This is a genomic window from Mesorhizobium huakuii, from assembly GCF_030160235.1.
GTDB classification, from domain to species: Bacteria; Pseudomonadota; Alphaproteobacteria; order Rhizobiales; family Rhizobiaceae; genus Mesorhizobium; species Mesorhizobium huakuii.
The window spans coordinates 387,259-413,558 of the sequence record NZ_BSNY01000012.1 but is presented as its reverse complement, the minus strand read 5'-3'; the positions used below and the strand labels follow the sequence as shown (position 1 = coordinate 413,558).

The window sequence follows — 26,300 nt, the reverse complement described above, 5'->3', positions numbered from 1 at the left end:
AGGCTGAGATGAGCCAGTCGCCCTACCCCGCAGTCACAGCCGGACCGCCGCGCCCGAGCCTCATCCTGAGGCCCGGCCAGATCGCGCTGCCGCCGGGGATGGAGCGCTATACGATCCAGGGCAATGGCGCGGTACTGATCGAGGTCGAGGCCGGCGACACGATCACTGTGCGCAATGTCGAAGGCGGCCAGGCCTGCGAGCTGGTGGCGTGGGACAAGTCAGGGGCGACCGATCCCGCCATCTTCGGCGAGAAATCCAACAGCAATGCCGCCGGCATCAAGGCGTTGTTGTCCGAGGGCGACGACAGTATCGGCGCGTTGCGGCGCGGTATTGCGCGCCGGCAGGTGCAGCTCGACCAGGCCAAGGCTGTGCGCGTGTTCGGCGCGACCACACCTGCCGGTACGGAACAAGCATTCACCGTCGCGCGTGATGGCTCGATGGTCATCGCTGCCCCCGGCGGCCCGATGCTGGTCGACGGCCATGACACGGCGACGCCGCTCACCGTCATCGTGCGCCGCGCCACGATCCGCCTGAAGACAAAATCGCAGTTGGCCGATCCTCTCGCCGATCCGGTGCTTGATCTGCGTGTCCATTCAGCGACGGCGGAATCCTACTTCGTCAAAGCCGGCGACTATCTGCAGATCATCGATGTCGATGGGCGTCAATGCACCGACTTCCAGTGCTTTTCGGCGCGCAAGCTGGACAAGGGGCTCGACCATCCGCTCGATGTGACGACGACCCGCACGCTGATGGGATCGAGCTATCCCGTGCCCGGCCTGCATTCCAAATATTACGACCAGGATATGGAGCCGCTGGTCGAGGTGGTGCAGGACACATGCGGCCGGCATGATGCTTTCGCGCTCGCCTGTGCCGCCAAATATTACGACGACATCGGCTATCCCGGCCACACCAACTGCTCTGAGAATTTCAACGGCGCGCTGGCCGGCAAGGGCGTCAATCCGCGCGCGGGCTGGATGGCGATCAACTTCTTCTTCAACACGGCGATCGATGCGCATGGCGTGATGGTGTCCGACGAGCCGTGGTCGCGACCCGGCGATTATGTGCTGCTCAGGGCGCTGACCGACATCGTCTGCGTCTCCTCCGCCTGCCCCGACGACACGACGCCGGCCAATGGCTGGGACCTGACCGACATCCATGTGCGGACCTATTCCGGCCAGCACAAATTCTCGCGAGCGATCGCCAGACGCATGACGCCCGATTCGGAACCGAAAATGACCCGCGAGACATCCTTTCATTCGAGCTTTGCCAAGCACACCCGCAACTTCTCGGAGTACAGGGGCTACTGGCTGGCCAACTCCTTCGCCAAGGAAGGCCCCATCGCCGAATATTGGGCCTGCCGGCAGGACGCGGTGATCATGGACCTGTCGCCGCTCAGAAAATTCGAGGTCACCGGCCCGGATTCCGAAGCGCTGCTGCAATACACGCTGACCCGCGACGTGAAAAAACTCGGCGTCGGTCAGGTCGTCTACTCCGCCATGTGCTACGAGCATGGCGGCATGATCGACGACGGCACGCTGCTGCGGCTCGGCAAGGATAATTTCCGCTGGGTCGGCGGCGACGATCTTTCCGGCGAATGCCTGCGCGAGACCGCCAAGAAGCTTGGGCTTAATGTCCTGGTGCGCTCCTCCACAGACCAGATGCACAATGTCGCCGTGCAGGGGCCAAAGAGCCGTGACATCCTGAGAGAAGTGATCTGGACCTCGCCGCTGCAGCCGTCGATCGATGAACTCGAATGGTTCCGCTTCGCCGTCGCCCGCATCGGCGGCGGCAACGGCATTCCTGTCGTCGTCTCGCGCACCGGCTATACCGGTGAACTCGGCTATGAGATCTGGTGCCATCCGCGCGACGCCGAAAAAGTGTTCGACGCCATTTGGGAAGCCGGCCAGCCACATGGGCTGAAACCCATGGGCCTGCAGGCGCTCGACATGGTGCGCATCGAGGCTGGGCTGATCTTCGCGGGCTACGAGTTCTCCGACCAGACAGATCCGTTCGAGGCCGGCATCGGTTTCACCGTGCCGCTGAAGAGCAAGACCGACGATTTCATCGGCCGCGAGGCGCTGATCCGGCGCAAGGAGAACCCGCAGAACAAACTGGTCGGGCTCGACATCGACAGCAATGTCGCGGTCGGCCATGGCGATTGCGTCCATGTCGGCCGCGCCCAGATCGGCGTCGTCACCTCGGGCATGCGTTCGCCGGTGCTTGGCAAGAACATCGCGCTGGCCAGGCTCGACGTCACCCACGCGGCCATCGGCACGGAGGTCGAGATCGGCAAGCTCGACGGCCATGCCAAGCGGCTGCCGGCGCGCGTCGTCGCCTTTGCCCATTACGATCCGCAGAAGACCAGACCGCGCTCCTAAACGCTGCCTTTCGGACAGGCAAAACCGCGTGTCAGTTGTGCCGCGAGGCGTATTGTAGCGTGCGCGCGCAAGCGTGATGTGCACGGCGTCACAAAACGCTTGACGTGAAAGCGCGCCGGATCAATCTTCACTCCTAAGAAAAAAATACGACTGAGTGGAAACACCGGAGTCGTAAAGTCATATGCCGGGGAGCAAGCTTCGCAAAGCCGAGGCATCGCTGGCGGGGAACACGAGAAAAAGGGGAAGTCACTGACATGAGCACCATAAGCACGGCCCTCGAGCAGCCTGCCGAAAGCAAGCTGCTGAGGCATATCGACTGGCGCGGCGCCTTCTGGGTGGCGAGCGGCGTTCCGGCGCTGGTCCTGTTTTCGATCGGCGGCATCGCCGGCACGACCGGGACGCTGGCCTTCCTGATCTGGACGGTGTCCATGATCATGGGTTTCCTGCAGTCCTTCACCTATGCCGAGATCGCCGGCCTGTTCCCGAACAAGTCGGGCGGCGCCTCGATCTACGGCGCCACCGCCTGGCTGCGCTATTCCAAGTTCATCGCGCCGTTGTCGGTGTGGTGCAACTGGTTCGCCTGGTCGCCGGTGCTGTCGCTCGGCTGCTCTATCGCCGCCGCCTATATCCTCAACGCACTGGCCCCGGTGCCGCTGTTCACCGAGACCTCGGCAGAAGTCGTCGCCTATATCGCGGCGCATGCCGGAACGGCGCCCGCTGACGCCATCACGGCGGTGACGGCGGCCGCGACACCGGCGATCCGCAACTGGACGCTGTACAGCCACACGCTGGGCCCGGTTTCCTTCACGCTCAACGCCACCTTCTTTATCGGCGCAGTGCTGATGCTGATCATCTTCTCGATCCAGCATCGCGGCATCCTCGGTACGGCCAATGTGCAGAAATATATCGGCCTGCTGGTCATCATCCCGATGCTGATCGTCGGCGTCGTGCCGATCTTCACCGGGCAGATCAACTGGGCCAATTTCTCGCCGCTGGTGCCCCTGGCCGCCGCCTATGCGCCGGACCCGGGCGCCTGGAACATCGCCGGCTGGACGTTGGTGCTCGGCGGCATGTTCATCGCCGCCTGGTCGACCTACGGTTTCGAGACCGCCGTCTGCTACACCTCCGAGTTCAAGAACCCCGGCACCGACACGTTCAAGGCCATCTTCTATTCCGGCCTGCTTTGCATGCTTCTGTTCATCCTGGTGCCCTTCACCTTCCAGGGCGTGCTGGGCTTGAACGGCATGCTGGCGACACCGATCGTCGACGGCTCCGGCGTGGCGGACGCGCTGGCCGGCATGGTCGGCGGCGGCAAGATTATCCATAGCCTCTTGGTGATGCTGATGATCCTGGCGCTGGTGCTGTGCATCATGACGGCGATGGCCGGCTCCTCGCGCACGCTCTACCAGGGCTCGGTCGACGGCTGGCTGCCGCGCTATCTCAGCCACGTCAACGAACATGGCGCGCCGACGCGGGCCATGTGGACCGACCTCTGCTTCAACCTGATCGTGCTGGCGATCGCCTCGGCCGATGCGACGAGCTTCTTCTTCATCCTCGCCGTGTCGAACTGCGGCTACATCATCTTCAACTTTCTCAACCTCAATGCCGGCTGGATCCACCGCATCGACAACGGCCATATCGCGCGGCCGTGGAAGGCGCCGACCTGGCTTCTCGGCATCGGGGCGATCTTCGCCTATGTCAACGCCATCTTCATGGGTGCCGGCGCCAAGGTGTGGAACCCGATGGCATTGTGGGCCGGGCTGATCACCGCGGCGCTGATCATCCCGGTGTTCTGCTTCCGCCACTACATCCAGGACAAGGGCAAGTTTCCCGACCACATGCTGGCCGATCTCGGCATGACAGGAGCGGACCTCGCGGTGAAGAAAGCCGGCATGCTGCCCTATCTGACGCTGGTCGCCGGCGTGGCGGTGATGCTGATCGCGAACTGGATATTCGTAATCTGACAGGCCGACTTGTCAGACAAAGGGCGCGCTTCGGCGCGCCCTATGTTTTTGGCCACAAGCCGGGACCCCACATCAACCAGCTTTGCGGATTGTGGTCTTCTCGAAGAACCGGTTGGGCGGTCGCTTCAGGCCTAGATTCTCGCGCAGCGTCGATCCCTCATACTGCTGCCTGAAGATGCCGCGCCGCTGCAGCTCGGGCACCACCTTCTCGACGAAATCGTCGAGCCCGGCGGGCAGATAGGGAAACATGATGTTGAAACCGTCCGATCCCTCTGTAACCAGCCATTCCTCCATCTCGTCGGCAATGGTTTGCGGCGTGCCGACGAAGGCAAGGCCTGAATAACCGCCGAGCCTCTGGGCGAGCTGGCGCACCGTCAGGTTTTCATTCCAGGCCAGTTCAATGACGCGCTCGCGGCTGCTCTTTGAGGCATTGGTCTCCGGTATGTCCGGCAGCGCGGCATCGGGGTCAAAGGCCGACGCGTCATGTCCAAGAGCGATCGACAATGAGGCAATGCCACTCTCGTAGTAGACCAGGCTATCGAGCTTCGCCCGCTTGGCCCGCGCCTCCTCGACGCTGTCGCCGACAATGACGAAGGCGCCAGGCAGGATCTTGATGTCGTCGCGGGAGCGGCCGATTTTTTGTGCCCTGCCCTTCACGTCGGCAAAGAAGCGCTGCCCGGCGGCAAGATCCCCATGGGCGGCGAAAATCACCTCAGCCGTCTCGGCCGCCAGCTGCCGCCCGGCCTCCGAGGCGCCGGCCTGGACGATGACAGGCCAGCCCTGCACCGGGCGGGCTATGTTGAGCGGCCCGCGCACGGAGAGGTGCTCGCCCTTGTGGTCCAGCACATGCAATTTGGCGGGATCGAAATAGAGCCCGCTTTCGGCATCGCGGATGAAGGCATCGTCGGCAAAACTGTCCCACAGGCCGGTCACGACGTCGTAGAATTCCCGCGCCCGGTGATAGCGCTCGTCATGCTCGACATGTTCGTCCAGCCCGAAATTGAGCGCCGCGTCGGGGTTGGACGTGGTGACGATGTTCCAGCCGGCGCGCCCGCCGCTGATATGGTCGAGCGACGCGAAGCGGCGGGCGATGTGATAGGGCGAGTCGAAGGTCGTCGACGCGGTGGCGACCAGCCCTATATGGTCGGTGACGGCGGCGAGCGCCGACAGCAGCGTGAACGGCTCGAACGAGGTCACCGTGTGGCTGCGACGCAACGCCTCGATCGGCATGTTGAGCACGGCCAGATGGTCGGCCATGAAGAAGGCATCGAATTTCGCTGCCTCCAGCGTCTGCGCGAAGCTCTTCAGATGCGCGAAGTTGAAGTTGGCGTCGGGATAGGCGCCGGGATAGCGCCAGGCGCCGGTGTGCAAGCTGACCGGGCGCATGAAGGCGCCAAGCCGCAATTGCCGTTTTTCTGTCATGGAAAGACACCCTGATGAGGACGAGCATTGCCGCTCCGGTGTCGCTCAGCATGGAACCGCTTTGCGGCCCTGGGAAGGAATTCTGTTTTGCAAAATCGGCAGAGCGGAGCATTTTCGTCGGCGTGACGGACCGGCCGTCACACCGCATCATCCGCCATCGCCGACGGCGGATGATGCTATAGAACCGCTCTATTCCGCGGCCAGGGCCAGTTGCGGCCGCTCGGCGGCCAGCTCCGGTTCGGGCGCCTGCTCGTTGTCCACCACCTTCTTCGGCTCGCGGCCGAAGAACAGGGCGTAGCCTGCCGGCAGCACCAGGATGGTCAGCACGGTGGCGACAACGATGCCGCCCATCATGGCGTAGGCGAGCGGCCCCCAAAACACGGCGCGCGAGATCGGGATCAGCGCCAGCACCGCCGTCATCGCCGTCAGCACGATCGGCCGGAAACGGCGCACGGCCGAACCGATGATGGCCTCCGAGCGCTCCATGCCCCTGGCGATGTCCTGGTCGATCTGGTCGACCAGGATGATCGAGTTGCGCATGATGATGCCGAGCAGCGCGATGACGCCGAGAATGGCGACGAAGCCAAACGGCGCACCGCTGATCAACAGCGCGGCGGCCGCGCCGATGATGCCGAGCGGGCCGGTGGCCAGCACCAGCATTGCCTTGCCGAAGTTCTGCAGCTGGATCATCAAGAGCACGACGATGATGGCCAGCATGATCGGCGCCTTGGCGGCGATCGACGCCTGGCTTTCGGCCGAATCCTCGGCGCCGCCCTGGATCTCGATCTTGTAGCCGGGCGCCAGGCCGTCGCGCAGGCCCTGCATGTCCTTGTACATTTTGGTGACGACGTCGTTGGACTGCACGCCATCAGGCAGCGTCGCCCGCACGCTGATGGTCGGTAAGCGATCGCGGCGCCATTCGATGCCTTGCTCCAGCACCGGCACCACCTTGGCCACCTGCGACAGCGGCACGAAGCCGCCGAAATCGGTCGGGATATAGACCGAGTCGACCGAGGACAGCAGGCTGCGGCTGGCATCCGGCTCGCGGGCGACGATGGAGACCGTCTCCTCGCCATCGCGGAAGTCGTCGAGCGGCGCACCGGCCATGGTCGCCTGCAGCATCTGGCGGATGCGCTGCGAGGTGACGCCGAGCGCCCGCGCGCGATCCTGGTCGATGACCAGCTTCATCGCCGGCACCGGTTCGAGCCAATCGTCATGCACGGCGCCCAGCAGCGGATCCTCGCGGAATCTCGCCTTCACCTGGTCGGCGATGCGGCGCACCTCCTGGCGATCCGGACCCATGACGCGCATCTGCACCGGCCAGCCGGTCGGCGGCCCGAGGAACAGGCGATCGACCTTGGCGCGGATCGAGGGGAAATCCTCGGCCAGAACCGTGCGCAGCTTGACGATCAGCCGCTCGCGCGCCGGCTCATCATTGGCCATGACAAGCATCTGCGCGAAGTTCGGGTTGCGCAGCTGCTGGTCGAGCGGCAGGAAGAAGCGCGGCGCGCCTTCGCCGATATAGGTGGCGATGAATCGCTTGTCCTTGTCGTCCATCATCTTGGCTTCCAGCGCCTTGGCCTGCGCCTCGACCTCCTTGATGCTGGTGCCTTCCGGCAGCCAGAGGTCGACCAGGATTTCCGGCCGCGACGATTGCGGGAAGAAGTTCTGCGGGATGAACTGGAACGCCCACAGGCTGGTGCCGAAGGTCACCAGCGTCATGACCAGCACGATGATGCGGTGGCGCACGGCCCAGCCGACGGTCGAGCGCAGCCGGCGGTAGAAGCGCGTGTCGAAGACGTCATGATGGCTGCCGGCATGCTTGCGCTGCTTGAGGATCATGTTGCCGAGCCAAGGCGTGAAATAGACCGCCACGAACCATGACACGATCAGCGCGATGCCGACGACATAGAACAGGGTGCGCACATATTCGCCGGCCGTGGAGGCAGCGAAGCCGACCGGGATGAAGCCGGCGGTGGTGATGAGCGTGCCGGTCAGCATCGGGAAGGCGGTCGACGTATAAGCAAAGCTCGCGGCCTCGATCTTGACCAGCCCCTCCTCCAGCTTGCGCTCCATCATCTCGACGACGATCATGGCGTCGTCGACGAGCAGGCCGAGCGCGATGATCAGGGCGCCCAGCGAAATGCGCTGCAGGTCGATGCCGAGCTCGTACATGATGGCGAAGGTGGCGGCCAGGACCAGCGGGATGGCGATGGCGATGACCAACCCAGAACGCCAGCCGATCGACAGGAACGAGACGACGAGCACGATCAGCAGCGCCTCGCCGAGGGCATGCATGAATTCGGCGACCGCATCCGTAACGACCCCCGGCTGGTCGGAAATCTGGTCGACCGACACACCGTAGGGCAGCGCCTCCTCGAAGCGCTTGTAGGTCGCCTCGACGTCCTTGCCGACGTCGGTGACCTTGAAACCCTTGGCCATGACGACGCCGAGCTGCACGCTGTCATGACCGTTGAAGCGGTATTTGCGCTGGAAGGGATCTTCGAGCCCGGAGGTCACGGTGGCGATGTCGCCGAGACGCGTGACCTGCCCACCGGCACGCAGGCGCAATTCCCTGATGTCGGCGGCCTTGGTGACGTCGCCTTCGACGGAGATGCGCACCGAATTGACGCCGGTGTCGACGGCACCGGCCGGATCGACATTGTTCTGGCCCTTGATCGCGTTCTGCAGGTCAGGCAGCGTCAGGCCGCGCTCGGCCAGCGCCTTGGACGAGACGTCGATATAGAGCTTTTCCGGCTGGTCGCCGATGATGACGGCCTTCTCGACGCCGGGTGTCGTCAGCAGCATGTCGCGCGCCTGGATGGCGAACTTCTTCAGCTCCGGATAGGAGAAGCCATCGCCGCTGATCGAATGCAGGGTGATGAAGGTGTCGCCGAACTCGTCGTTGAAATAGGGGCCGAGCAGGCCTTGCGGCAGGTCGCCGGAAATGTCGCCGACCTTCTTGCGCACCTGGTAGAAGGCGTCCGCGACCTCGGCGGCGTTGGTGTCGCCCTTGATCTGCACGGTGATGATGGCACTGCCGGCGCGGGTGAAGGAGCGCACGAAGTCGAGATGCGGCGTCTCCTGCAGCTTGCGCTCGATCTTGTTGACGACCTGGTCTTCCATCTCCTGGATCGAGGAGCCCGGCCAGATTGCCTGCACGACCATGACGCGGAAGGTGAAGTCCGGGTCTTCCTTCTGGCCCATGCGCATCAGGCCGAGCGCGCCGGCGATGATGATCAACCCGAACAGGAAGCGCGCGATGGAGGGATGGCCGATGGCCCAGCGCGACAGGTTGAAGGGCCGCTTTTCTTCAGTGGAGGTCGTCATCGTTGCAGGTCCACTTTGCTTGTTGCCGGCGCCTGGCGCTTCGGAGAAGCACGGCGCGCGAAACGAAATCATCTGCGTTCGATCTGGCTTCCGGGCGGCGAGGCTTTCCGAGCGGAGAGACACTCATCGCGGTGGGACGCTAGGATCGATGCGGGGGTACATCGGCCTTGACGTCTCAACCTTCGGGCGCACGCCGCCCGGAAACCTGCGGCCGCGGGAACGCGCGGCCGGCCTGTCTGTCCTCAGCGCAGCCGGCTGGCGTCGTCGCCCTCGGCGGACGCTGATTGCTGCGCCACGCCGCCGGCGAGTTTCACCTTCAGATTCTCGGTCATGAACTGGGTGCCGGCGGCGACCACGATATCGCCGGGCTTCAATCCCTCGGCCACACGCACACCATCGGCGGCAAACTTGGCAACCGTCACCGGACGGGCATGAACGGTGTCGGCGCCGCGATCCACGGTCCAGACGATCGACTGGCTGTCTTTCTCTGCCAAGGCGCTCAAGGGGATCGAAACCAGCTGCTTTTCGTTGGCGGCCGAGGCTTCGATATTGGCGGTCATGCCGAGAAGCACACGTGGATCATTGGGCAGGCTGACACGGACGGCGAAGGTGCGCGACTGCGGATCGGCGCTGCCGGCAACCTCGCGGACCTTGCCGTCGAGCGCCAGCGCGCTGTCGGACCAGAACCCGGCCTTGACCGACTTGCCCGGCTTGAACTCGGCGATCTCCATTTCCGGCACCGCGATCAGCACTTCCTTTTCGCCGTCGACCGCGACAGTGACCACTGGCGTGCCGGAGCCGACCACCTGGCCGACATCGGCGTTGACAGCCGTGACGATGCCGTCCCTGTCGGCCTTAAGGTCGGTATAGCCGACCTGGTTCTTTGCCTGATCAAGCGACGAACGGGCGGAGTCGCGCGTGGCGACCGCCTGGTCATGGGTCAGCGTCGCCTGTTCGAGCTGCGATTTCGGCGCGAAGTTTTTGGTGAAAAGCTGCTCGGCGCGCTTGCGCGCAAGCTCCGTCGTCTCGACCTGCCGTTCGGCGGCATCAAGCGCTGCCTGCGCGCTCTTGACCGAAAGGTCGTAGTCGGTGGGATCGATGCGGGCAAGTACATCGCCCGGCGCCACGTGCTGACCGATGTCGACAAGGCGCTCGGTGATCTTGCCGTTGACGCGGAAAGCCAGGGCGCTTTCGGTGCGGGCTCGCACTGAACCCGAATAGGAGAGCATGCGGGTGTCATGCGCCTGGGCGATCTCGACGACCTTGACCGGGCGGATGATCTCCTTGACCTCGGCCTTCTCCTGGCTGCAGCCGGCAAGCGCGAGCGCCGCGACGACCAGGCCCGCGACCGGCAACCGGCGGATGATGGAATGGGACAAAGACACCTTGGCACTCCCGAACTGGAGATGAACTGTCGACCGGCGCCCGACGGGCGGCGGCTATTTCTTCAAGGCCTTGATCGCATAGTCGATCAGGTCGTCGGGCATCGCCCGGTTGGTCTTGGCAAGGCACTGCGCCACCATCTGCGGATGGCAAAGGATGATCGTAGCGGCGCCGAAGCAGCGTGACGCGATCACCGGGTCCTGCTCGGCGAATTCGCCGGCCTCGATACCCTCGCGGATCACTTCCGCGAAGAGATCGTGGATGCTGTCGATGTGCTTGTCGATGACACCCCAGTCGCGCTCGAGCGCGACGATGACCATCTCATGGACCTTCTGCGCATCGAGCATGGTCTCCAGCGTCATCTTGTACTGCGCGTGGATGTAGCGACGAAGCCGCTCCTCGGCGCTGATCGGCAGGTGCATGATCTCATAGGCCATCTTGTAGCTGGCGCCGAGCATCCGGCCGCAGACGGCCTGGTGAATTTCGACCTTGGAGGCGAAGAAACGGTAGATGTTGGCAGGCGACATGCCCAGCTCGCGGGCGATGTCGGCAACATTGGTCTTGCCGTAGCCATAGTGCCGGAACAGGCGCTCGGCGCAGTCGAGAATGCGCGTCACATTCTCCTGCCTGGCGGCATCGACCATGATGTTGGCGGCTTCGGACATGGCTCTTTCGTTTGATAAGTGACGAATTTCAATTTTCGTCAGTCGTAAATTGAAGAAGGCGGGATGTCAACGCGAAATCGACGTACGCGTACAAGATAGTGACAGATGGTGACATCCAACAGACGTCACCAAGCGGCCCAAGGATACGGGCGACTCAAAATATTTTTTAAAAGAGGTCGGCGGCGCTTCAGGTAAGCTTGGCCATGTCCCGCAGCCGGAATTTCTGGATCTTGCCGGTCGAAGTCTTTGGAATCTCGGCGAAAATCACCGCTTTCGGCACTTTGAAACGGGCAAGCAGCGCACGGCAGTGCTCGATGATCTCGGCCTCGGTCGCGATCTTGCCGGGCTTCAGCTCGACATAGGCAACCGGCACCTCGCCCCATTTGTCGTCCGCGCGGGCAACGACACCGCATGACGCCACAGCCGAATGCTTGTAGAGCGCATCCTCGACCTCGATTGAGGAAATGTTCTCGCCGCCCGAGATGATGATGTCCTTGGAGCGGTCCTTGAGCTGGATATAGCCGTCGGGGTGCATGACGCCGAGATCGCCGGAATGGAACCAGCCGCCGGCGAAGGCTTCGTCGCTGGCCTTTCGGTTTTTCAGATAGCCCTTCATGACGATGTTGCCACGGAACATGACCTCGCCGATCGTCTCGCCGTCTGCCGGCGTCGCCTGCATCGTCTCGGGGTCCATGACGGTCAGGCCTTCGAGCGCGGCATATCGCACGCCCTGCCTTGCCTTCTTGGCGCTGCGCTCGCCCTTTGCGAGGCTGTCCCATTCGCCATGCCATTCGTTGACCACCGCCGGGCCATAGGTTTCGGTCAGGCCATAGAGATGGGTGACGGCAAAGCCGGCATCGGCCATGCCCGACAGCACGGCCTCCGGCGGCGGCGCGGCCGCGGTGTTGAAGGTCACCGTCTGCGCGAACGTGCGCTTGTCCTCATCCCGGGCGTTGATCAGCACCGACATGACGACCGGCGCGCCGCAGAGATGGGTGACGCCATGATCGGCGATGGCGTCGTAGATCGGCTTCGGCCGCACCCAGCGCAGGCAGACATGGGTGCCGGCCTGGACGGCCAGCGTCCATGGAAAGCACCAGCCATTGCAGTGGAACATCGGCAGCGTCCAGAGATAGACGGCGTGCTTGGCCATGCCGGCATGGATGGTGTTGGTGTAGGCCATCAGGGCGGCACCGCGATGGTGATAGACGACGCCCTTGGGATTACCCGTCGTGCCCGAGGTGTAGTTGAGCGAGATGGCGTCCCATTCATCGTCGGGCATCGACCAGGCGAAATCCTCATCGCCGCCGGCGACAAAATCCTCATAGTCTGACGTGCCGATCCGCTCCCCCTTCGGATAAGGGGCGTCGGCGGCGTAGTCGGGATCGTCATAATCGATGACCAGCGGCCTGGCCTTGGCCAGATCGAGCGCCTGCCGGATGACGCCGGAGAATTCGCGGTCGACGATGAGCACCCTGGTCTCGGCATGGTCGAGCTGGAAGGCGATGACCGCGGCGTCGAGGCGGGTGTTGAGCGAATGCAGCACCGCCTTGGTCATCGGCACGCCGAAATGCGCCTCCAGCATTGGCGGCGTGTTGGACAGCATCACGGTGACCGTGTCGCCCTTGCCGATGCCACGCTTTTGCAGCGCCGATGCGAGCTTCAGCGAGCGGCGCCAGAAATCGCGGTAGCTGATGCGCTGGCGGCCGTGGATGATGGCGATGTGGTCGGGATAGGTCTTTGCCGCGCGCTCCAGATATGTGAGCGGCGTCAGCGGCTGATGGTTGGCCGCGTTCCTGTCGAGATCCTGTTCGTAGGGATTGCCCATCCCGTCCTCCCCAAAGTCCTTTTCGAACTTTCTAACCTCAGGACTCTCGTCAGGCCATCCCCCTGGATGGCCGAAAATGCTATGCTATCCAAGCTTTGTAGAACGGCCATCCCGGATGCGTTTCGTTTGGAGGCGATCGCGCCCACGCATCCTAGTTTGACTTTTGTCGAGAGCCGTGACTAATGTCAGCCGAGGAGACGGCATGGCGATCCGACCGGCAGAACAGCTCATTCACAAAGCCGCCTGGCTCTATTATGCGCATGGCCTGCGGCAGGACCAGGTTGCAAGCCAGCTTAACATTTCGCGCGCTTCCGTGGCCATGTATCTGCGCAAGGCGCGCGAGACCGGCATCGTCAACATCTCGACCTCGACCCAGCTGTTCACCGACGACGTGATGGCGCGCAAGCTCGAGGACGCCTTGAAGCTCGACGCGGTCTGGATCGCGCCGGAGAACGGCTATATACCCGACCCGTCGACAGACATCGCCGTGCTGGCGGCCAGCGTCTTTCTCGAACTGGTCAAGAAGGGCGATCGCATCGGCGTCGCCTGGGGCCGCACCGTCTATACGATCGCCGACATCATGTCCTACGCCGACCTACAGGATGTCACGGTGGTGCAGCTCTGCGGCAATCTCGGCGCGCCCTACTCTTATCGGCCAGACCAGTGCACCATGGAAATCGCGCGCCGGCTCAACGCCAAGGGGCTTAATTTCTATGCGCCGCTGGTGCTGTCGACGGAAGATCTCGCGCGTGCGCTGCGCGCCGAGCCGGTGATCCGTGAGCAGTTGGCCGGCATCAGCGATTGCAATCTCGCGCTTTTCTCCGTCGGCACCGTCGATGCGGACAGCCATGTCGTCAAATGCGGCGCGCTGAACCCGGACGAAATGGCCGCGCTGCGCGGCATCGGCGCCGCCGGAGTGATTGCCGGACAGATCATCGACGCCAGGGGCGAGGCGCTCGACTGCAGTTACAACCGCAGGGTCATTTCGGCTGAACTCGGCTCGCTCCGCACCATCGAAAAACGCCTGATGGTGGTGCAGGAGGACAGCAAGTTCGAGCCATTGCTGGCAGCGCTCGCCGGCGGGCTTTGCACGCATCTGGTGGTCGGCGCGCATATGGCGCAGCGGTTGCTCGATCATGCCGGAGCGGCACCACAAAAAGCATCCTGAAAAAGCAACCCTTCGCCGGCGTCATCAAGGCGTCGCGGCATTCCTGTTTCACCACCCAAGACAACAACTGGACGAAGCGAACATGAAGAATTTGTGGAACGACGACACGGCCGAGAAACTCGTCGCCGACTATGCCAAGAAGGGCGTCGGCCGCGACCTCGCGCTGCGCGTCTACACGACGCGGCTCTTGGGCGGCGTGCCGCAACTGGTCCTGCATGGCGGCGGCAACACGTCCTGCAAGATCAAGGCGACCGATCTCGTCGGCGATGAATGGGATGTGCTGTGCGTCAAGGGCAGCGGCTGGGACATGGCCGTCATCGAGCCGCAGGGCCTGCCGGCGGTCAAGATGGGCGCCCTGCTCAAGGCGCGCGCGCTGGACAGGCTCGCCGACGAGGACATGGTGGCGCTGCAGCGGGCAAACCTCATCGATCCGTCCTCGCCCAACCCCTCGGTCGAGACGCTGCTGCACGCCTTCCTGCCGCATAAATTCGTCGACCACACCCATTCGACCGCCATCCTGGCCATCGTCGACCAGGAAGACTCGAAACCGCTGGTCAGGACGGTCTTCGGCAGCAAGATGGGCTACGTGCCCTATATCATGCCGGGCTTCGACCTCGCCAAGGCGGCGGCCGACGTCTTCGATGCCGACCCGACGGTCGAAGGCCTGATCCTCGACAAGCACGGCATCTTCACGTTCGGCGACGATGCCAAACAGGCCTATGACCGGATGATCCACTATGTGAACGTCGCCGAGGAGTACGTCGCCAGGAACGCCAAGCCGAAAGCGGCAAAGGCGGCGTTGCCGGCAAAGCTCGCAACACCGGCGTCCATCGCCCCGATGCTGCGCGGTGCCGTCGCGGTGGCGCGCGGCGAAGGCCGCTTCGACCGCATGATCTCCGACTTCCGCACCTCCGACGCGATCGTCGATTTCATCAATTCGGCTGCCATCGCCGACTATGCCGCACGCGGCGTGTCGACACCGGACCTGTCGATCCGCATCAAGACCGGCCCGATGGCGGTGCCCGCGCCCGATGCGGAGAAGGCCAGCGACTACAAGGCCGTCATCAAGAGCCATGTCGACGCCTTCGCCAAGGAGTACCGCGCCTATTTCGAGACCAATGACGCGCTCGACGACGTCAAGCGCACCATGCTCGACCCGATGCCGCGGCTGACGCTGGTGCCGGGGCTCGGCATGTTCGGCCACGGCCGCACGCTGAAGGATGCCAGGATCGCCTCCGATGTCGGCGAGATGTGGATCGAGGCGGTACGCGGCGCCGAAGCCATCGGCCGTTTCCATCCGCTGTCCAAGGCCGATTTGTTCCCGCTCGAATACTGGTCGCTCGAACAGGCCAAGCTTGCCTCCAACAAGCCGAAGCCGCTGACCGGCCAGGTGGTGCTGATCACCGGCGGCGCCGGTGCGATCGGGGCAGCAACGGCGAAGCTGTTCGCCGACAATGGCGCCCACGCGGTCGTTGTCGATCTCGACGCCGAAAAGGCCACCGATGCCGCCAAGAAAGCCGGCAACAATTCGATTGGTGTGGCCGCCGACATCACCGACCCGGCCCAGGTACGCGCCGCCTTCGACAAAGCGGTTGCCGTCTTCGGCGGTGTCGACATCCTGGTCTCCAATGCGGGCGCGGCCTGGGAAGGTCGCATCGGCGAGCTTGACGATGCGCTGCTGCGCAAGAGTTTCGAGCTCAATTTCTTCGCGCACCAGTCGGTGGCGCAGAACGCCGTGCGCATCATGCTGGAACAGGGCACCGGCGGCGTGCTTTTGTTCAACACCTCCAAGCAGGCGGTCAATCCGGGCCCGAAATTCGGCGCCTATGGCGTGCCGAAGGCGGCGACTTTGTTCCTGTCCAGGCAATACGCGCTCGACTACGGCGCCCACGGCATCCGTTCGAACGCAGTCAACGCCGACCGCATCCGCTCGGGCCTTTTGACCGACTCTATGATCGCAAGCCGTTCCGGCGCGCGCGGCGTGTCGGAGAAGGAATACATGTCCGGCAACCTGCTCGGCCAGGAAGTGACGGCACAGGATGTGGCGCAGGCCTTCCTGCATCACGCGCTAGCCGAACGCACGACCGCCGACGTGACGACGGTGGATGGAGGCAACATCGCGGCGGCGCTGCGATAAACCTTCCAACAGACAACAAAAAAGGCGGCTCACGGGCCGCCCTTTTCGTTGCGCGATGATGAACCTTACTTCGCGTTCGGGTTCGGCATCCAGGCCGGCATGGCGACATTGGCATGGGCGAACTGCGGCAGCTTGGCCGACAGGTCTTCCATGTTCTTGATGTCCTTGTCGATCAGCTCCTTCTGGGTGATCAGCGTCGGCGGCACGATGACGTTGTGGCCGGGGTCCTCACCGGCGAGCAGCTGCGCCAGAGCGCGCACCGAGACCTGGCCGACGACGGCCGGGTTGGTCGCCGCGGTCGCCGCCCAGGCGCTGTCAGGCTCGCGCATCGCTGATATATCCGATGTCGAGATGTCGGCCGAATAGATCTTGATGCCCTTGTTCAGGCCGGCCTCGTCGACGGCGATCTTCACGCCCTTGGCGAACTCGTCATAGGGGGCGAACATCACCTTTATGTCGGGATGGGCCGACAGCACCGAGCGTGCCTGGTTGGCGACGGAGTTGGCGATCGGGTTGTCGAGCGTACCGAACATCGCGACTTCCTTGATGCCGGTATACTTCTTCTTCACATCGACCCAGGTCTCGTTGCGGCGGTCGAGCGGCGCGATACCGGCGACATAGACATAGCCGGCATTCCAGCTCTCGCCATTGTCCTTCACCGCCTGCTCAAGCGCGAGGCGGGCAAGGTCCTTGTCGGACTGTTCTATCTGCGGAATCTTGGGGTTTTCGACATTGACGTCGAAGGCCACCACCTTGATGCCGGCGTCGACCGCGCGCTGCGCGGCGTCCTTCATCGATTCCGTCAGGCCGTGTTGGATGATGATGCCTTGCACGCCGAGCGCGATGGCCTGATCGACCATATCGGACTGGAGCGCGGCGTCCTGGCGGCTGTCGAGCACGCGCAGGTCGATGCCAAGCGCCTTGGACTGCGCTTCGACGCCCGACAGATAGGCCTGGAAGAAGTCACCGGTCGAGAGATAGCGCACCAGCGCGATCTTGACGCCGGGCTTGTCGAACGGGGCCGGCTTGTCCGCGGCAAAAGCCGGGACCTGCATCAGCATGGTTGCGCCGGCAAGTCCGAGTGCCACCTTCCCCAGAAATCTTCTCGTGATGTTCACCTTGTTTTCCTCCACTCTTGTTGAACCCAAAATCCTGTCCGGTCGAGACTACCCCCTGCCCCTGCCCGAAAGGGCAAAGGTGAAGACAAGGGCGACGACCAGAACCACGCCCTTGACGAAATCCTGCGTGTAGTAAGGCGCGTTCATCATCGTCAGGCCTTGCAGCAAGATGCCGACGAACAGCGCGCCGACGGCCGTGCCGAAGGCGTTCGGCTTGGCGGCGCCCAGCACCGCGTAGCCGATCAGCGCCGCGGCAACCGCATCGAGCAGCAGATTATTACCCGAGGCGATGTCGCCGCGTCCAAGCCGGGCGGCGAGCAAAATGCCGCCGATCGAGGCAAAAACTCCTGAAATAACGTAGGCCCAGATCTTGTATGCCTTGACAGGCGCACCGGCGAGTTCGGCGGCGCGCTCATTGGAGCCGACCGCATACATCATGCGGCCGAAGCGGGTGTATTCGAGGAAGAACCAAATCAGCACGGCCAGCACCAGCAGCACCACCACCGATACCGGAATGAGGTTCGGGATGAAGAAGTCGAAGCGGTGGCGGCCGAGCGCCAGGAATGCGTCGCCGAACTTGCCATTGGCGACCGAGCCGTCGGGCATGGTCATGCCGGTGGCAATCGAGCGGCCTTCGGTCGGGATGCGCTGCAGGCCGACCAGCAAGAACATCATGCCGAGCGTCGCCAAGAGATCGGGCACGCGCATATAGACGATCAGCCAGCCATTGATCAGGCCGACAATGGCGCCGATGAGCAGGCAGACAACGACCGCCACGACAGCGTTCTGCTCCAGCACCACCATGACATAGGCAGCCGCCATCATGGCCGAGGTGGCGACTGAGCCGATCGACAGGTCGAAGCCGCCGACGACCAGCGTGGCGGTGACGCCGAGCGCCAGCACGCCGGTGATGGCGACCGACTGGAAGATGAAGACGGCACTTTGCGGCGAGACGAACCCGTCGGCGGCGATCGCGAAATAAGCGACCAGCCCGACCAAGAGGACGATGAACCCATAGCGGATGGCGTGGTCACGCAACGTCATTCAGCGCACCTCGGCGCTGCTGCCCACTTTACCCAACTCGAACCCATGCTCTCTCCATTCCAATTCTACCCGCCGCCACGCTCAGGCAGCGCTGTGCAGCGGCCCGCCGGCGACCTCGGCCAGCAGGCGATCGAGATCGACTTCGGCGTTGCGGTGTTCACCGACGATCGTGTGTTCCGACATGACCAGGATGCGGTCGGCCGTCTCCAGCGCCTCGTCGAGTTCGGTGACGAACAAAAGCGTCGCGCGGCCATGGGCGCTTGCCCTCAGCTTGGCGGCTATGTCGCGCCTGGCCGAGATGTCGACGCCCTGGAACGGCTCGTCGAGGATGAACAGCGCGGCCTTCTGCGCCATCCAGCGGGCAACCATGACCTTCTGCTGGTTGCCGCCGGACAATGCCGACATCTCGTCTTTCTCGGAACGGCAAACGATGCTGAGTTCCTCGATCTGCCGGCGCGCGGTGGCGCGTTCGAGGCGGCGTTTGAGCACGCTCAGATTCGACATCCGCTTGAGGAACGGCAGGCTGACATTGCGCTCGATGTTGAAGTCGCCGACGATGCCGCTGGTGGCGCGGTCCTTGGCGACGAGGAACACGCCGGCGGCGATCGCATCGCCGGCCGATCGCGGCGCATAGGGCTTGCCGTTCATCGTCATGGTGCCGGCCAACGGCCTGCGCACGCCAAACAGCGTCTCGGCAAGTGCCGTCTTGCCGACGCCGACGAGGCCGGTGATGGCGACGACCTCGCCATCGCCAAGCGTCAGCGAAATCGGCCTGGCGCCCTGCCCGATGCGCAGGCCTTCGACGGTCAGGACCGGTTTGTCGGAACTCCTGGCAACGATCTGGTCGAGATGGATCTTGCGGCCGAGCATGGCATTGACCGCGCCTTCATAGTCGAGCGGCTTGGTGTCGAAGACACCCGAAATGACGCCGTCACGCATCGAGACGATGCGGTCGGCAAGCCGCCTGATGTCGGACATGCGGTGCGAGATATAGAGGATCGCCACGCCTTGCTCGCGCAGCCGGTCGACCAGCGCGAACAGCCGGTCGGCCTCGGCGCTGGAGAGCGAGGAGGTCGGCTCGTCGAGGATCAGCACTTTCGGCTGATGCGCCAAAGCCCGCGCGATCGCCACCATCTGGCGATCGGCCAGCGAAAGGTCGTTGACGCGAGCCTTGAGATCGATGGCCAAGCCCATGCGGTCGGCGACGGCCTTGGCCTCGCGGCGCACGCGGGCTGGATTGAAAAGGGTCGGCACGCCCCGGCCGCTCAACCTGTCGAGTGTGAGGTTCGTGGCGACGTCGAGGTCGGCGACCACGCCGTCATTGATGTTCTGGTGCACGGTGACGACGCCTGCGCGGATCGCTTCCGCCGGCGTGTTCGGCGCAAAAACCTGATCGGCGAGGATCATCGTGCCGCCGCCGCGTTCGTAGACACCGCTGATGATCTTGACGAGGGTGGATTTGCCGGCGCCATTGGCGCCCATCAGCACCGTGACTTCGCCGGAATGCAGCTCGAGCGAGATGCCGCCAAGCACCTCGTTGCGGCCAAAGGATTTCCTAAGTCCCTCTACACGGAACACGGCATTGCCGACCATGCGTTCCTCCCTGACCATGACGCTATGGGCTACATCGGCAATTGTCAACACGATTGACAATTGCCAGATCGCTTCCTAGCTTGGCCCCGCCGTCAAGGCTCCCCTATGATCGGAGCGCACAGGCGGGAGGGACACGAATGACCGGGAAATTGCCGTTCGAAGCACTGTCAGTGGAGACGCTTGCAACGCGTCTCGGCACGAACGAGGCGCTGTGCGCCAGGATCGGCAGGGATACGACACACTGGAAAGTCCGCGAGGTCGGCGACGGCAATCTCAACCTCGTCTTCATTGTCGAGGGCGCCGGCGGTGCGGCCGTGGTCAAGCAGGCCTTGCCCTATGTCCGCCTGGTCGGCGACAGCTGGCCGCTGCCGCTGAAGCGTTCCTTCTTCGAGTACCACGCGCTGACGCGGCAAGAGGCGCGCGCCCCGGGCTCGGTGCCGGCGATCTATCATTTCGATGAAGGCCAGGCGCTGATCATCATGGAGTATCTGGCGCCGCCACACATCATTCTCAGGCGCGCCCTGATCGACGGGCGCCAGTTGCCCAACATCGCCAGGGATATTGGCCTGTTCATGGCCCGCACACTGTTTCGCGGTTCCGACCTGTCGATGGTGACCAGGGATCGCAAGGCCGATCTGGCGCTGTTCGCCGACAATGTCGAACTCTGCGACATCACCGAGAACCTGGTGTTCTCGGATCCCTATTTCGACGCCAAGATGAACCGGCATACGCCGCAGCTCGACGGCATTGTTGCCGAACTGCGCGCCGACCGCGACCTCAAGGTCGAGGCGCAGCGGCTGAAGCACATTTTCGCCGCCAATGCCGAGACGCTGCTGCATGGCGATCTGCATTCCGGCTCGATCATGGTCACCGACACGGAGACCCGGATGATCGATCCGGAGTTCGCCTTCTATGGACCGATGGCGTTCGATGTCGGCATGCTGCTTGCCAATTTCTGGATGTCCTTCTTCTCGCAGCGCGGACACGAGGAGAAGGGCAGCCGCGATGCCATGCGCGCCTATCTGCTTGGGGTTACCGCACAGACATGGGCGGTGTTCCGCGCCGAGTTCTCGCATCTGTGGCGAACAGAGCGCACCGGCATGCTATACCAAAAAAGCCTGTTCGAGGATCAGGGCGACAGGCTGGGTGCGGAACAGGCGCTCGACCATGTGCTGCACCAGATCTGGACCGACCTGCTCGGCTTTGCCGGCATCGAGATACACAGGCGCATCCTCGGCCTCGCTCACAATGCCGATTTCGAGACCATTGCCGATGAAGAGCTTCGCGCCAATTGTGAGGCAAAGGCGCTGAAGTTCGGCCGTCACATCGCCGTCAATCGGAGCCAGATACACAGCATCGACGAGGTCAACACCCTGGCCGCGCTGATCGAACAGGAGAGCAGCATTTGAACGTCGGCGACCGCCACTACCGCACCATCTGGCTGAGCGACGACGGGCGTTCGGTCGAGATCATCGACCAGCGCTGGCTACCGCATGATTTCCGGATCGCGACAATCGGCACGGTTGCCGGCATCGCCACCGCCATCCGCGACATGTGGGTGCGTGGCGCGCCGCTGATCGGCGTCACCGCGGCCTACGGCGTCGCCATGCGGATGGCCGATGATCCGTCCGACGCAGCGCTCGATGCCGTCTGGGAAACACTGCACGAGACGCGCCCGACGGCGATCAATCTGCGCTGGGCGCTGGATGAGATGCGGCGCTTCCTCAAGCCGCTCGCCCCGCAGGAGCGCGCCGCGGCCGCCTATCGGCGCGCCGCCGAAATCGCCGACGAGGATGTCGGGCTGAACCGCGCCATCGGCGAGAACGGACTCGCCGTCATCAAGGCGATCGCGGCGCGCAAACAGCCGGGCGAGACGGTCAATATCCTCACCCATTGCAATGCCGGCTGGCTGGCGACCGTCGATTACGGCACCGCCACCGCGCCGATCTATCTGGCAACGGAAGCCGGCATCCCGATCCATGTCTATGTCGACGAGACGCGCCCGCGCAACCAGGGTGCCCAACTCACCGCCTGGGAGATGGCCGGCCACGGCGTGCCGCACACGCTGATCGTCGACAATGCCGGCGGCCATCTGATGCAACGCGGCGCGATCGACATGGTCATCGTCGGCACCGACCGCACCACCGCCGACGGCGATGTCTGCAACAAGATCGGCACCTATCTGAAGGCGCTCGCCGCGGCCGACAATGACGTACCGTTCTATGTCGCGCTGCCCTCGCCGACCATCGACTGGACGGTGCATGACGGGCTCGAGGAGATCCCGATCGAGCAGCGCTCGGCCGACGAGGTCTCGCTTGTCTGGGGCAAGACCGCCTCGGGCGAGATCGCCCAGGTACGCATCTCGCCCGAAGCAACGCCGGCCGCGAACCCGGCCTTCGACGTGACCCCGGCGCGGCTGGTGACCGGGCTGATCACCGAGCGCGGTGTCGCAAAGGCCTCGCGCGAGGGCTTGAAGGCGATGTTCCCCGAACGCGCATAGCGCCGATACCGGCTAGCTAGGGCGTTTCACCGTTTCATGGAAACGGCGAACCGCTCTAACTCTTTGTTTTGACGCAATTCCCTAGGGAAAGCGCTCACGCTTTTCCTGGAATTGCTCTAATACAGCGGCTTGCTCATGTGGCCCGGCGTTGGCCACTTGTCGGTGATGCCGGGCTGCACCGGCCGCTCGAGATAGGTCGACAGCACCACATAGCTGCGCGTCGAAGTGACGCCGGGCGTTTCGTAGAGGCGGGCAAGCAGGCCTTCCAGCGCCCTCGTATCTTCCGTGCGGACCTTCAGCAGCATGCAGGTATCGCCGGCGACGGTATGAATCTCCTCGACTTCCGGATATTGCGAAACCGCCATCAGCTCCGGAGTCTTGCCCCAGCCCCTGGTGTCGATATGCACGAAGGCGAGCAGCGGCTTCTTCACCGCCTTGGGGTCGATGATCGCTGCCGTGCCGCGAATCGCGCCGCTACGCCGAAGACGTTTGACCCGTTCATGCGCGGCTGGCGGCGAAAGCCCGACCCGATCGCCGAGCTCCGCGTAGCTGACCGTCGCGTCGTCAACGAGAACGCCTAATATTTTTCGGTCAATCGCATCGATATCACGGGGCGCTGGCCTGTTCTGCAGAATGCCATCTGTTTCTTCATCCATGTCAAAAATCCTGATTGTCACGGAATTTAATACGGCCATTATGATGATATGTCGAACAGCAATCAAGCCATAGCCTTGGCAACAGACGCCAGGCCGCCGATCCCGGCCCTCGCCTATCTGTTGACCGGCTGCATTGCCGTGATCGGCTCGAATTCGCTGGTCCTGGGCCCGATAGCCCCGGCGGTGGCCTCGTCCTTCGAAAGCAGCGTCCCGACCGTCATGGTCGCGGCGGCAGCCTTTGGCTTGGGGACCTCGGCAAGCGCCCTGTTCCTCGCCCGCTATATCGACCGGCTCGGCGCCCGCCGGATGCTGCAAGGGGCATTGCTGTTGCTGGCCATTGCTCTCGTCGCCAGCGCGGCCGCACCGATACTGATCATGCTGGTCGCGGCCCAGCTCGTCGCCGGCATCGCCGCCGGCGTCGCCATGCCGGCGATCTATGCCAGTTCGGCGGCGATCGCGCCGCCCGGCCGCGAAAGCGGCACCATCGGCGTCGTGCTGACCGGATGGACGCTCAGCATGGTGGCCGGCGTTTCGCTGTCGGCAGTGCTTGCCGATCTCGTGCATTGGCGCGCGGTCTTCGCGACGGTCGCGGTGCTGGCAATGCTGGCGCTGGCCAGCCTCACCCTGACGTCGCTTAGCGACGTCAGGAAGAGCGGCCCGGCGCCAACGCCGTTGGCGGCGCTCGGCATTCCCGGCATCGTGCCGCTTCTCGTCGCCTGCGCGGCCTTCATGACCGCCTTCTACGGCGTCTATGGCTATCTCGGCGACTACCTGCACAGTGGGCTGGGCAAACCGGTGAGCGCCAATGGCTGGGCAGCATTTGCCTATGGCATCGGTTTCGGCACGGCTGCCCTCCTCGATGGCGTGATCGATCGCCTAGGCGCCCGCCGCGTCATGCCGTTCGCCTATCTTCTTGTCGCCGCCGTCTATGTCGCCATTGCCGCGACGAGCAACAGTTTCGGCCTGACTCTAGCCATGGTGGCGGTGTGGGGACTTGCCAATCATTTCGGGCTGAACGTCCTGGTGATGCGCCTCTCGGCACTCGATCCCTCACAGCGCGGCACGATCATGGGCCTGAACAGCGCGGTCACCTATCTGGCGGTCTTTATCGGCACCACCGGCTTCGGGCCGATCTATTCCAGCTTCGGCTTCGCAACCTGCGCGATCGTTGCGGCGCTGCTGATGCTGGTTGCCGTAGCGGCGGCGGCGTGGCGCACGCGATAGAGCGGTTCTTTCACCGGATTGTTCCAGTTGACAGAACGTGACTAGCCACTGGTCGTCGCGAGATTGACATCAGCGCGCCCGTCCCTCCATACAAAGCCGTTAATGTTCTCAGGGCGGGGTGAAAGTCCCCACCGGCGGTAAGAGTCTCGACTTAAGCCCGCGAGCGCTTTCCAAGACAATTGGAAAGGTCAGCAGATCCGGTGTGATTCCGGAGCCGACGGTTACAGTCCGGATGAAAGAGGACGAAACGGAAAACGGACCGCTCCGGCGGGCCGGATTACCGTATCGTGCGTCCTGATTCTGGTTCGAAACGGAAGGATGGACCCATGAATCAGCATTCCCACAAAGACTATGAAACTGTTCGCATCGCCGTCATCCGCGCGCGCTGGCACGCCGATATCGTCGATCAGTGCGTCAACGCCTTCGCGGCGGAACTGGCCGACATCGGAGGCGACCGCTTCGCCGTCGATGTCTTCGACGTGCCTGGCGCCTACGAAATCCCGCTGCACGCCAAGACCTTGGCTGAGACCGGCCGCTACGCCGCGATCCTCGGCACGGCCTTCGTCGTCAATGGCGGCATCTACCGGCATGAGTTTGTCGCCAGCGCCGTCATCGACGGTATGATGAACGTGCAGCTGTCGACCGGCGTTCCGGTGCTTTCGGCGGTGCTGACGCCGCACAATTACCACGACAGCGCCGAGCACCATCGCTTCTTCTTCGAGCACTTCACCGTCAAGGGCAAGGAAGCGGCCAGGGCTTGCGTGGAAATTCTCGCCGCGCGGGAGGAGATCGCGGCATGAAATCTTCCCGGCCGGGTGGAAATCACGATAACACCCGGTAGTATTTGCGAAATACCGAGTTCGGGGAGGATGCCGGTGCAGACCAAGAAGATCATCAATGACGGCAACCGCGCGGTCGACGAGATGCTCGAAGGGATCCTCGCCGCGCATCCTCGCCACCTCAGGAGCGCGGACGGCAGCCCGCGCTCCATCATCGCCCGTGACGGGCCGCGGCCCGGCAAGGTCGGGCTGGTGATCGGTGGCGGCTCAGGCCATGAACCGACCTTTCTCGGCTTTGTCGGCAAGGGACTGGCGGATGCGGCCGCCATCGGCAACGTCTTTGCCTCGCCGCCGCCCGATCCGATCCTCGAATGCGCCAAGGCGGTCAGCGGCGGCGGCGGCGTCTTGTTCATGTACGGCAACTATGCCGGCGACGTTATGAATTTCGACATGGCGGCCGAAATGGCCGCGATGGACGACATCGAAGTGCGTACCGTGTTGACTACCGACGACGTCGCCTCGGCGCCACGCGACCAGCGGCAGAAGCGTCGCGGCGTCGCCGGCAATTTCTTCATCTTCAAGGCCGCCGGTGCGGCCTGCGACCGGATGCTCTCCCTCGACGAAGTCGAGCGCATCGCGCGCAAGGCAAACGACCACACCTTCACCATGGGGGTAGCGCTGTCGCCCTGCTCGCTGCCGCAGACGCGGCGGCCGAATTTCGAGATCGGCGCGGACGAAATGGAGATCGGCATGGGCATCCATGGCGAACCCGGCATCGCCCGCGGCAAGCTCGGGAGCGCCGATGCGATCACCGACGAGATGCTGGACAAGATTTTCGCCGAGATGGCGCCGAAGCGCGGCGACAAGGTCGCGGTGCTGGTCAACTCGCTCGGCTCGACGCCGCTGATGGAGCTCTACATCATGAACCGGCGGGTCAAGCAGCGGCTCGACGATATCGGCGTATCCATTCATGCGACCTGGGTCGGCAATTACTGCACGTCGCTGGAAATGGCCGGCGCCTCGGTGACACTTTTTCATCTCGACGCGGAATTGCAGACCATGCTCGACCATCCCTGCGACTGCGCCATGTTTCGTGCCGGCTGACGAAAGA

18 protein-coding genes and 1 riboswitch are annotated in these 26,300 nt (G+C 63.7%); of the genes, 9 read left to right on the top strand and 9 right to left on the bottom strand.

Going from position 1 to position 26,300, the window contains the following annotated elements; translation table 11 throughout:
• Nucleotides 1–8 precede the first annotated feature (8 nt).
• Nucleotides 9–2,378: a DUF1989 domain-containing protein gene (locus QQK95_RS06685; protein WP_284270150.1), complete on the top strand. Its 2,370-nt coding sequence runs from the start codon at nt 9–11 to the stop codon at nt 2,376–2,378.
• A gap of 254 nt (nt 2,379–2,632) precedes the next feature.
• Entirely contained in the window at nt 2,633–4,342 is a 1,710-nt protein-coding gene (locus QQK95_RS06680; RefSeq protein ID WP_284270148.1) for an APC family permease, read from the top strand.
• 72 nt (nt 4,343–4,414) lie between these two features.
• Here the strand turns inward: QQK95_RS06680 and QQK95_RS06675 are convergent, their stop codons facing one another.
• From QQK95_RS06675 to QQK95_RS06655, 5 genes are all read right to left on the bottom strand, one after another.
• The gene (locus QQK95_RS06675; protein WP_284270146.1) at nt 4,415–5,764 is read right to left on the bottom strand and encodes an LLM class flavin-dependent oxidoreductase; all 1,350 of its coding nucleotides are present in this window, start codon (nt 5,762–5,764) and stop codon (nt 4,415–4,417) included.
• Between the two features lie 189 nt (nt 5,765–5,953).
• A complete protein-coding gene (locus tag QQK95_RS06670) occupies nt 5,954–9,094 on the bottom strand; it encodes an efflux RND transporter permease subunit (RefSeq protein ID WP_284270144.1) in 3,141 nt (1,046 codons plus the stop codon).
• A gap of 242 nt (nt 9,095–9,336) precedes the next feature.
• Nucleotides 9,337–10,479 (bottom strand): efflux RND transporter periplasmic adaptor subunit, encoded by a 1,143-nt coding sequence (locus QQK95_RS06665; RefSeq protein ID WP_284270142.1) that lies wholly within the window; start codon nt 10,477–10,479, stop codon nt 9,337–9,339.
• Between the two features lie 54 nt (nt 10,480–10,533).
• Entirely contained in the window at nt 10,534–11,142 is a 609-nt protein-coding gene (locus tag QQK95_RS06660) for a TetR family transcriptional regulator (protein WP_284270140.1), read from the bottom strand.
• 187 nt (nt 11,143–11,329) lie between these two features.
• Nucleotides 11,330–12,970, bottom strand: a complete 1,641-nt coding sequence (locus tag QQK95_RS06655) for an acyl-CoA synthetase (RefSeq protein WP_284270138.1) — start codon at nt 12,968–12,970, stop codon at nt 11,330–11,332.
• Nucleotides 12,971–13,172: 202 nt separating this feature from the next.
• On the opposite strand from QQK95_RS06655, the gene QQK95_RS06650 reads away from it, so the two are divergent.
• Nucleotides 13,173–14,138: a sugar-binding transcriptional regulator gene (locus tag QQK95_RS06650; RefSeq protein ID WP_284270136.1), complete on the top strand. Its 966-nt coding sequence runs from the start codon at nt 13,173–13,175 to the stop codon at nt 14,136–14,138.
• 82 nt (nt 14,139–14,220) lie between these two features.
• On the top strand, nt 14,221–16,275 hold the full coding sequence (locus QQK95_RS06645; protein ID WP_284270134.1) for a bifunctional aldolase/short-chain dehydrogenase: 2,055 nt from the start codon (nt 14,221–14,223) through the stop codon (nt 16,273–16,275).
• A 65-nt stretch (nt 16,276–16,340) separates the two neighbouring features.
• On the opposite strand, the gene QQK95_RS06640 is transcribed toward QQK95_RS06645, so the two are convergent.
• The 3 genes from QQK95_RS06640 to QQK95_RS06630 form a co-directional block, all read right to left on the bottom strand.
• A complete protein-coding gene (locus QQK95_RS06640) occupies nt 16,341–17,393 on the bottom strand; it encodes a substrate-binding domain-containing protein (protein WP_284270132.1) in 1,053 nt (350 codons plus the stop codon).
• 48 nt (nt 17,394–17,441) lie between these two features.
• Nucleotides 17,442–18,437: an ABC transporter permease gene (locus QQK95_RS06635; protein ID WP_284270129.1), complete on the bottom strand. Its 996-nt coding sequence runs from the start codon at nt 18,435–18,437 to the stop codon at nt 17,442–17,444.
• A gap of 81 nt (nt 18,438–18,518) precedes the next feature.
• Nucleotides 18,519–20,030, bottom strand: coding sequence for a sugar ABC transporter ATP-binding protein (locus QQK95_RS06630; RefSeq protein WP_284270127.1), 1,512 nt, complete (start codon nt 20,028–20,030; stop codon nt 18,519–18,521).
• A gap of 137 nt (nt 20,031–20,167) precedes the next feature.
• Here QQK95_RS06630 and mtnK point away from each other — a divergent pair, with 137 nt between their 5' ends.
• Both mtnK and mtnA read left to right on the top strand, forming a co-directional pair.
• Nucleotides 20,168–21,439 (top strand): S-methyl-5-thioribose kinase, encoded by a 1,272-nt coding sequence (gene mtnK / locus QQK95_RS06625; RefSeq protein ID WP_284270124.1) that lies wholly within the window; start codon nt 20,168–20,170, stop codon nt 21,437–21,439.
• Nucleotides 21,436–22,530 (top strand): S-methyl-5-thioribose-1-phosphate isomerase, encoded by a 1,095-nt coding sequence (mtnA, locus tag QQK95_RS06620; RefSeq protein ID WP_284270122.1) that lies wholly within the window; start codon nt 21,436–21,438, stop codon nt 22,528–22,530. The genes mtnK and mtnA overlap by 4 nt, the downstream gene beginning before the upstream one ends.
• Nucleotides 22,531–22,646: 116 nt before the next feature.
• Here the strand turns inward: mtnA and QQK95_RS06615 are convergent, their stop codons facing one another.
• Nucleotides 22,647–23,186 (bottom strand): Lrp/AsnC family transcriptional regulator, encoded by a 540-nt coding sequence (locus QQK95_RS06615; protein ID WP_284270120.1) that lies wholly within the window; start codon nt 23,184–23,186, stop codon nt 22,647–22,649.
• A gap of 48 nt (nt 23,187–23,234) precedes the next feature.
• On the opposite strand from QQK95_RS06615, the gene QQK95_RS06610 reads away from it, so the two are divergent.
• The 3 genes from QQK95_RS06610 (at nt 23,235) to QQK95_RS06600 (ending at nt 26,293) form a co-directional block, all read left to right on the top strand.
• Nucleotides 23,235–24,410, top strand: coding sequence for an MFS transporter (locus QQK95_RS06610; RefSeq protein ID WP_284270118.1), 1,176 nt, complete (start codon nt 23,235–23,237; stop codon nt 24,408–24,410).
• A gap of 100 nt (nt 24,411–24,510) precedes the next feature.
• Nucleotides 24,511–24,658, top strand: a riboswitch (FMN riboswitch).
• A 78-nt stretch (nt 24,659–24,736) separates the two neighbouring features.
• Complete coding sequence (locus tag QQK95_RS06605) at nt 24,737–25,210, top strand: 6,7-dimethyl-8-ribityllumazine synthase (RefSeq protein WP_284270116.1); 474 nt, start codon at nt 24,737–24,739, stop codon at nt 25,208–25,210.
• A gap of 69 nt (nt 25,211–25,279) precedes the next feature.
• Complete coding sequence (locus tag QQK95_RS06600; protein WP_284270114.1) at nt 25,280–26,293, top strand: dihydroxyacetone kinase subunit DhaK; 1,014 nt, start codon at nt 25,280–25,282, stop codon at nt 26,291–26,293.
• Nucleotides 26,294–26,300 lie beyond the last annotated feature (7 nt).

Bases quoted from the DNA above. Each gene is read 5' to 3' on its own strand.
- QQK95_RS06680 (WP_284270148.1), top strand. From the start codon at position 2,633: ATGAGCACCATAAGCACGGCCCTCGAGCAGCCTGCCGAAAGCAAGCTG.
- QQK95_RS06645 (WP_284270134.1), top strand. From the start codon at position 14,221: ATGAAGAATTTGTGGAACGACGACACGGCCGAGAAACTCGTCGCCGAC.
- QQK95_RS06660 (WP_284270140.1), bottom strand. From the start codon at position 11,142: ATGTCCGAAGCCGCCAACATCATGGTCGATGCCGCCAGGCAGGAGAAT.
- QQK95_RS06600 (WP_284270114.1), top strand. From the start codon at position 25,280: ATGCCGGTGCAGACCAAGAAGATCATCAATGACGGCAACCGCGCGGTC.
- QQK95_RS06630 (WP_284270127.1), bottom strand. From the start codon at position 20,030: ATGGTCGGCAATGCCGTGTTCCGTGTAGAGGGACTTAGGAAATCCTTT.
- QQK95_RS06650 (WP_284270136.1), top strand. From the start codon at position 13,173: ATGGCGATCCGACCGGCAGAACAGCTCATTCACAAAGCCGCCTGGCTC.
- QQK95_RS06675 (WP_284270146.1), bottom strand. From the start codon at position 5,764: ATGACAGAAAAACGGCAATTGCGGCTTGGCGCCTTCATGCGCCCGGTC.
- QQK95_RS06655 (WP_284270138.1), bottom strand. From the start codon at position 12,970: ATGGGCAATCCCTACGAACAGGATCTCGACAGGAACGCGGCCAACCAT.
- QQK95_RS06610 (WP_284270118.1), top strand. From the start codon at position 23,235: ATGTCGAACAGCAATCAAGCCATAGCCTTGGCAACAGACGCCAGGCCG.
- QQK95_RS06670 (WP_284270144.1), bottom strand. From the start codon at position 9,094: ATGACGACCTCCACTGAAGAAAAGCGGCCCTTCAACCTGTCGCGCTGG.
- QQK95_RS06685 (WP_284270150.1), top strand. From the start codon at position 9: ATGAGCCAGTCGCCCTACCCCGCAGTCACAGCCGGACCGCCGCGCCCG.
- QQK95_RS06605 (WP_284270116.1), top strand. From the start codon at position 24,737: ATGAATCAGCATTCCCACAAAGACTATGAAACTGTTCGCATCGCCGTC.
- mtnK (WP_284270124.1), top strand. From the start codon at position 20,168: ATGACCGGGAAATTGCCGTTCGAAGCACTGTCAGTGGAGACGCTTGCA.
- QQK95_RS06615 (WP_284270120.1), bottom strand. From the start codon at position 23,186: ATGGATGAAGAAACAGATGGCATTCTGCAGAACAGGCCAGCGCCCCGT.
- QQK95_RS06635 (WP_284270129.1), bottom strand. From the start codon at position 18,437: ATGACGTTGCGTGACCACGCCATCCGCTATGGGTTCATCGTCCTCTTG.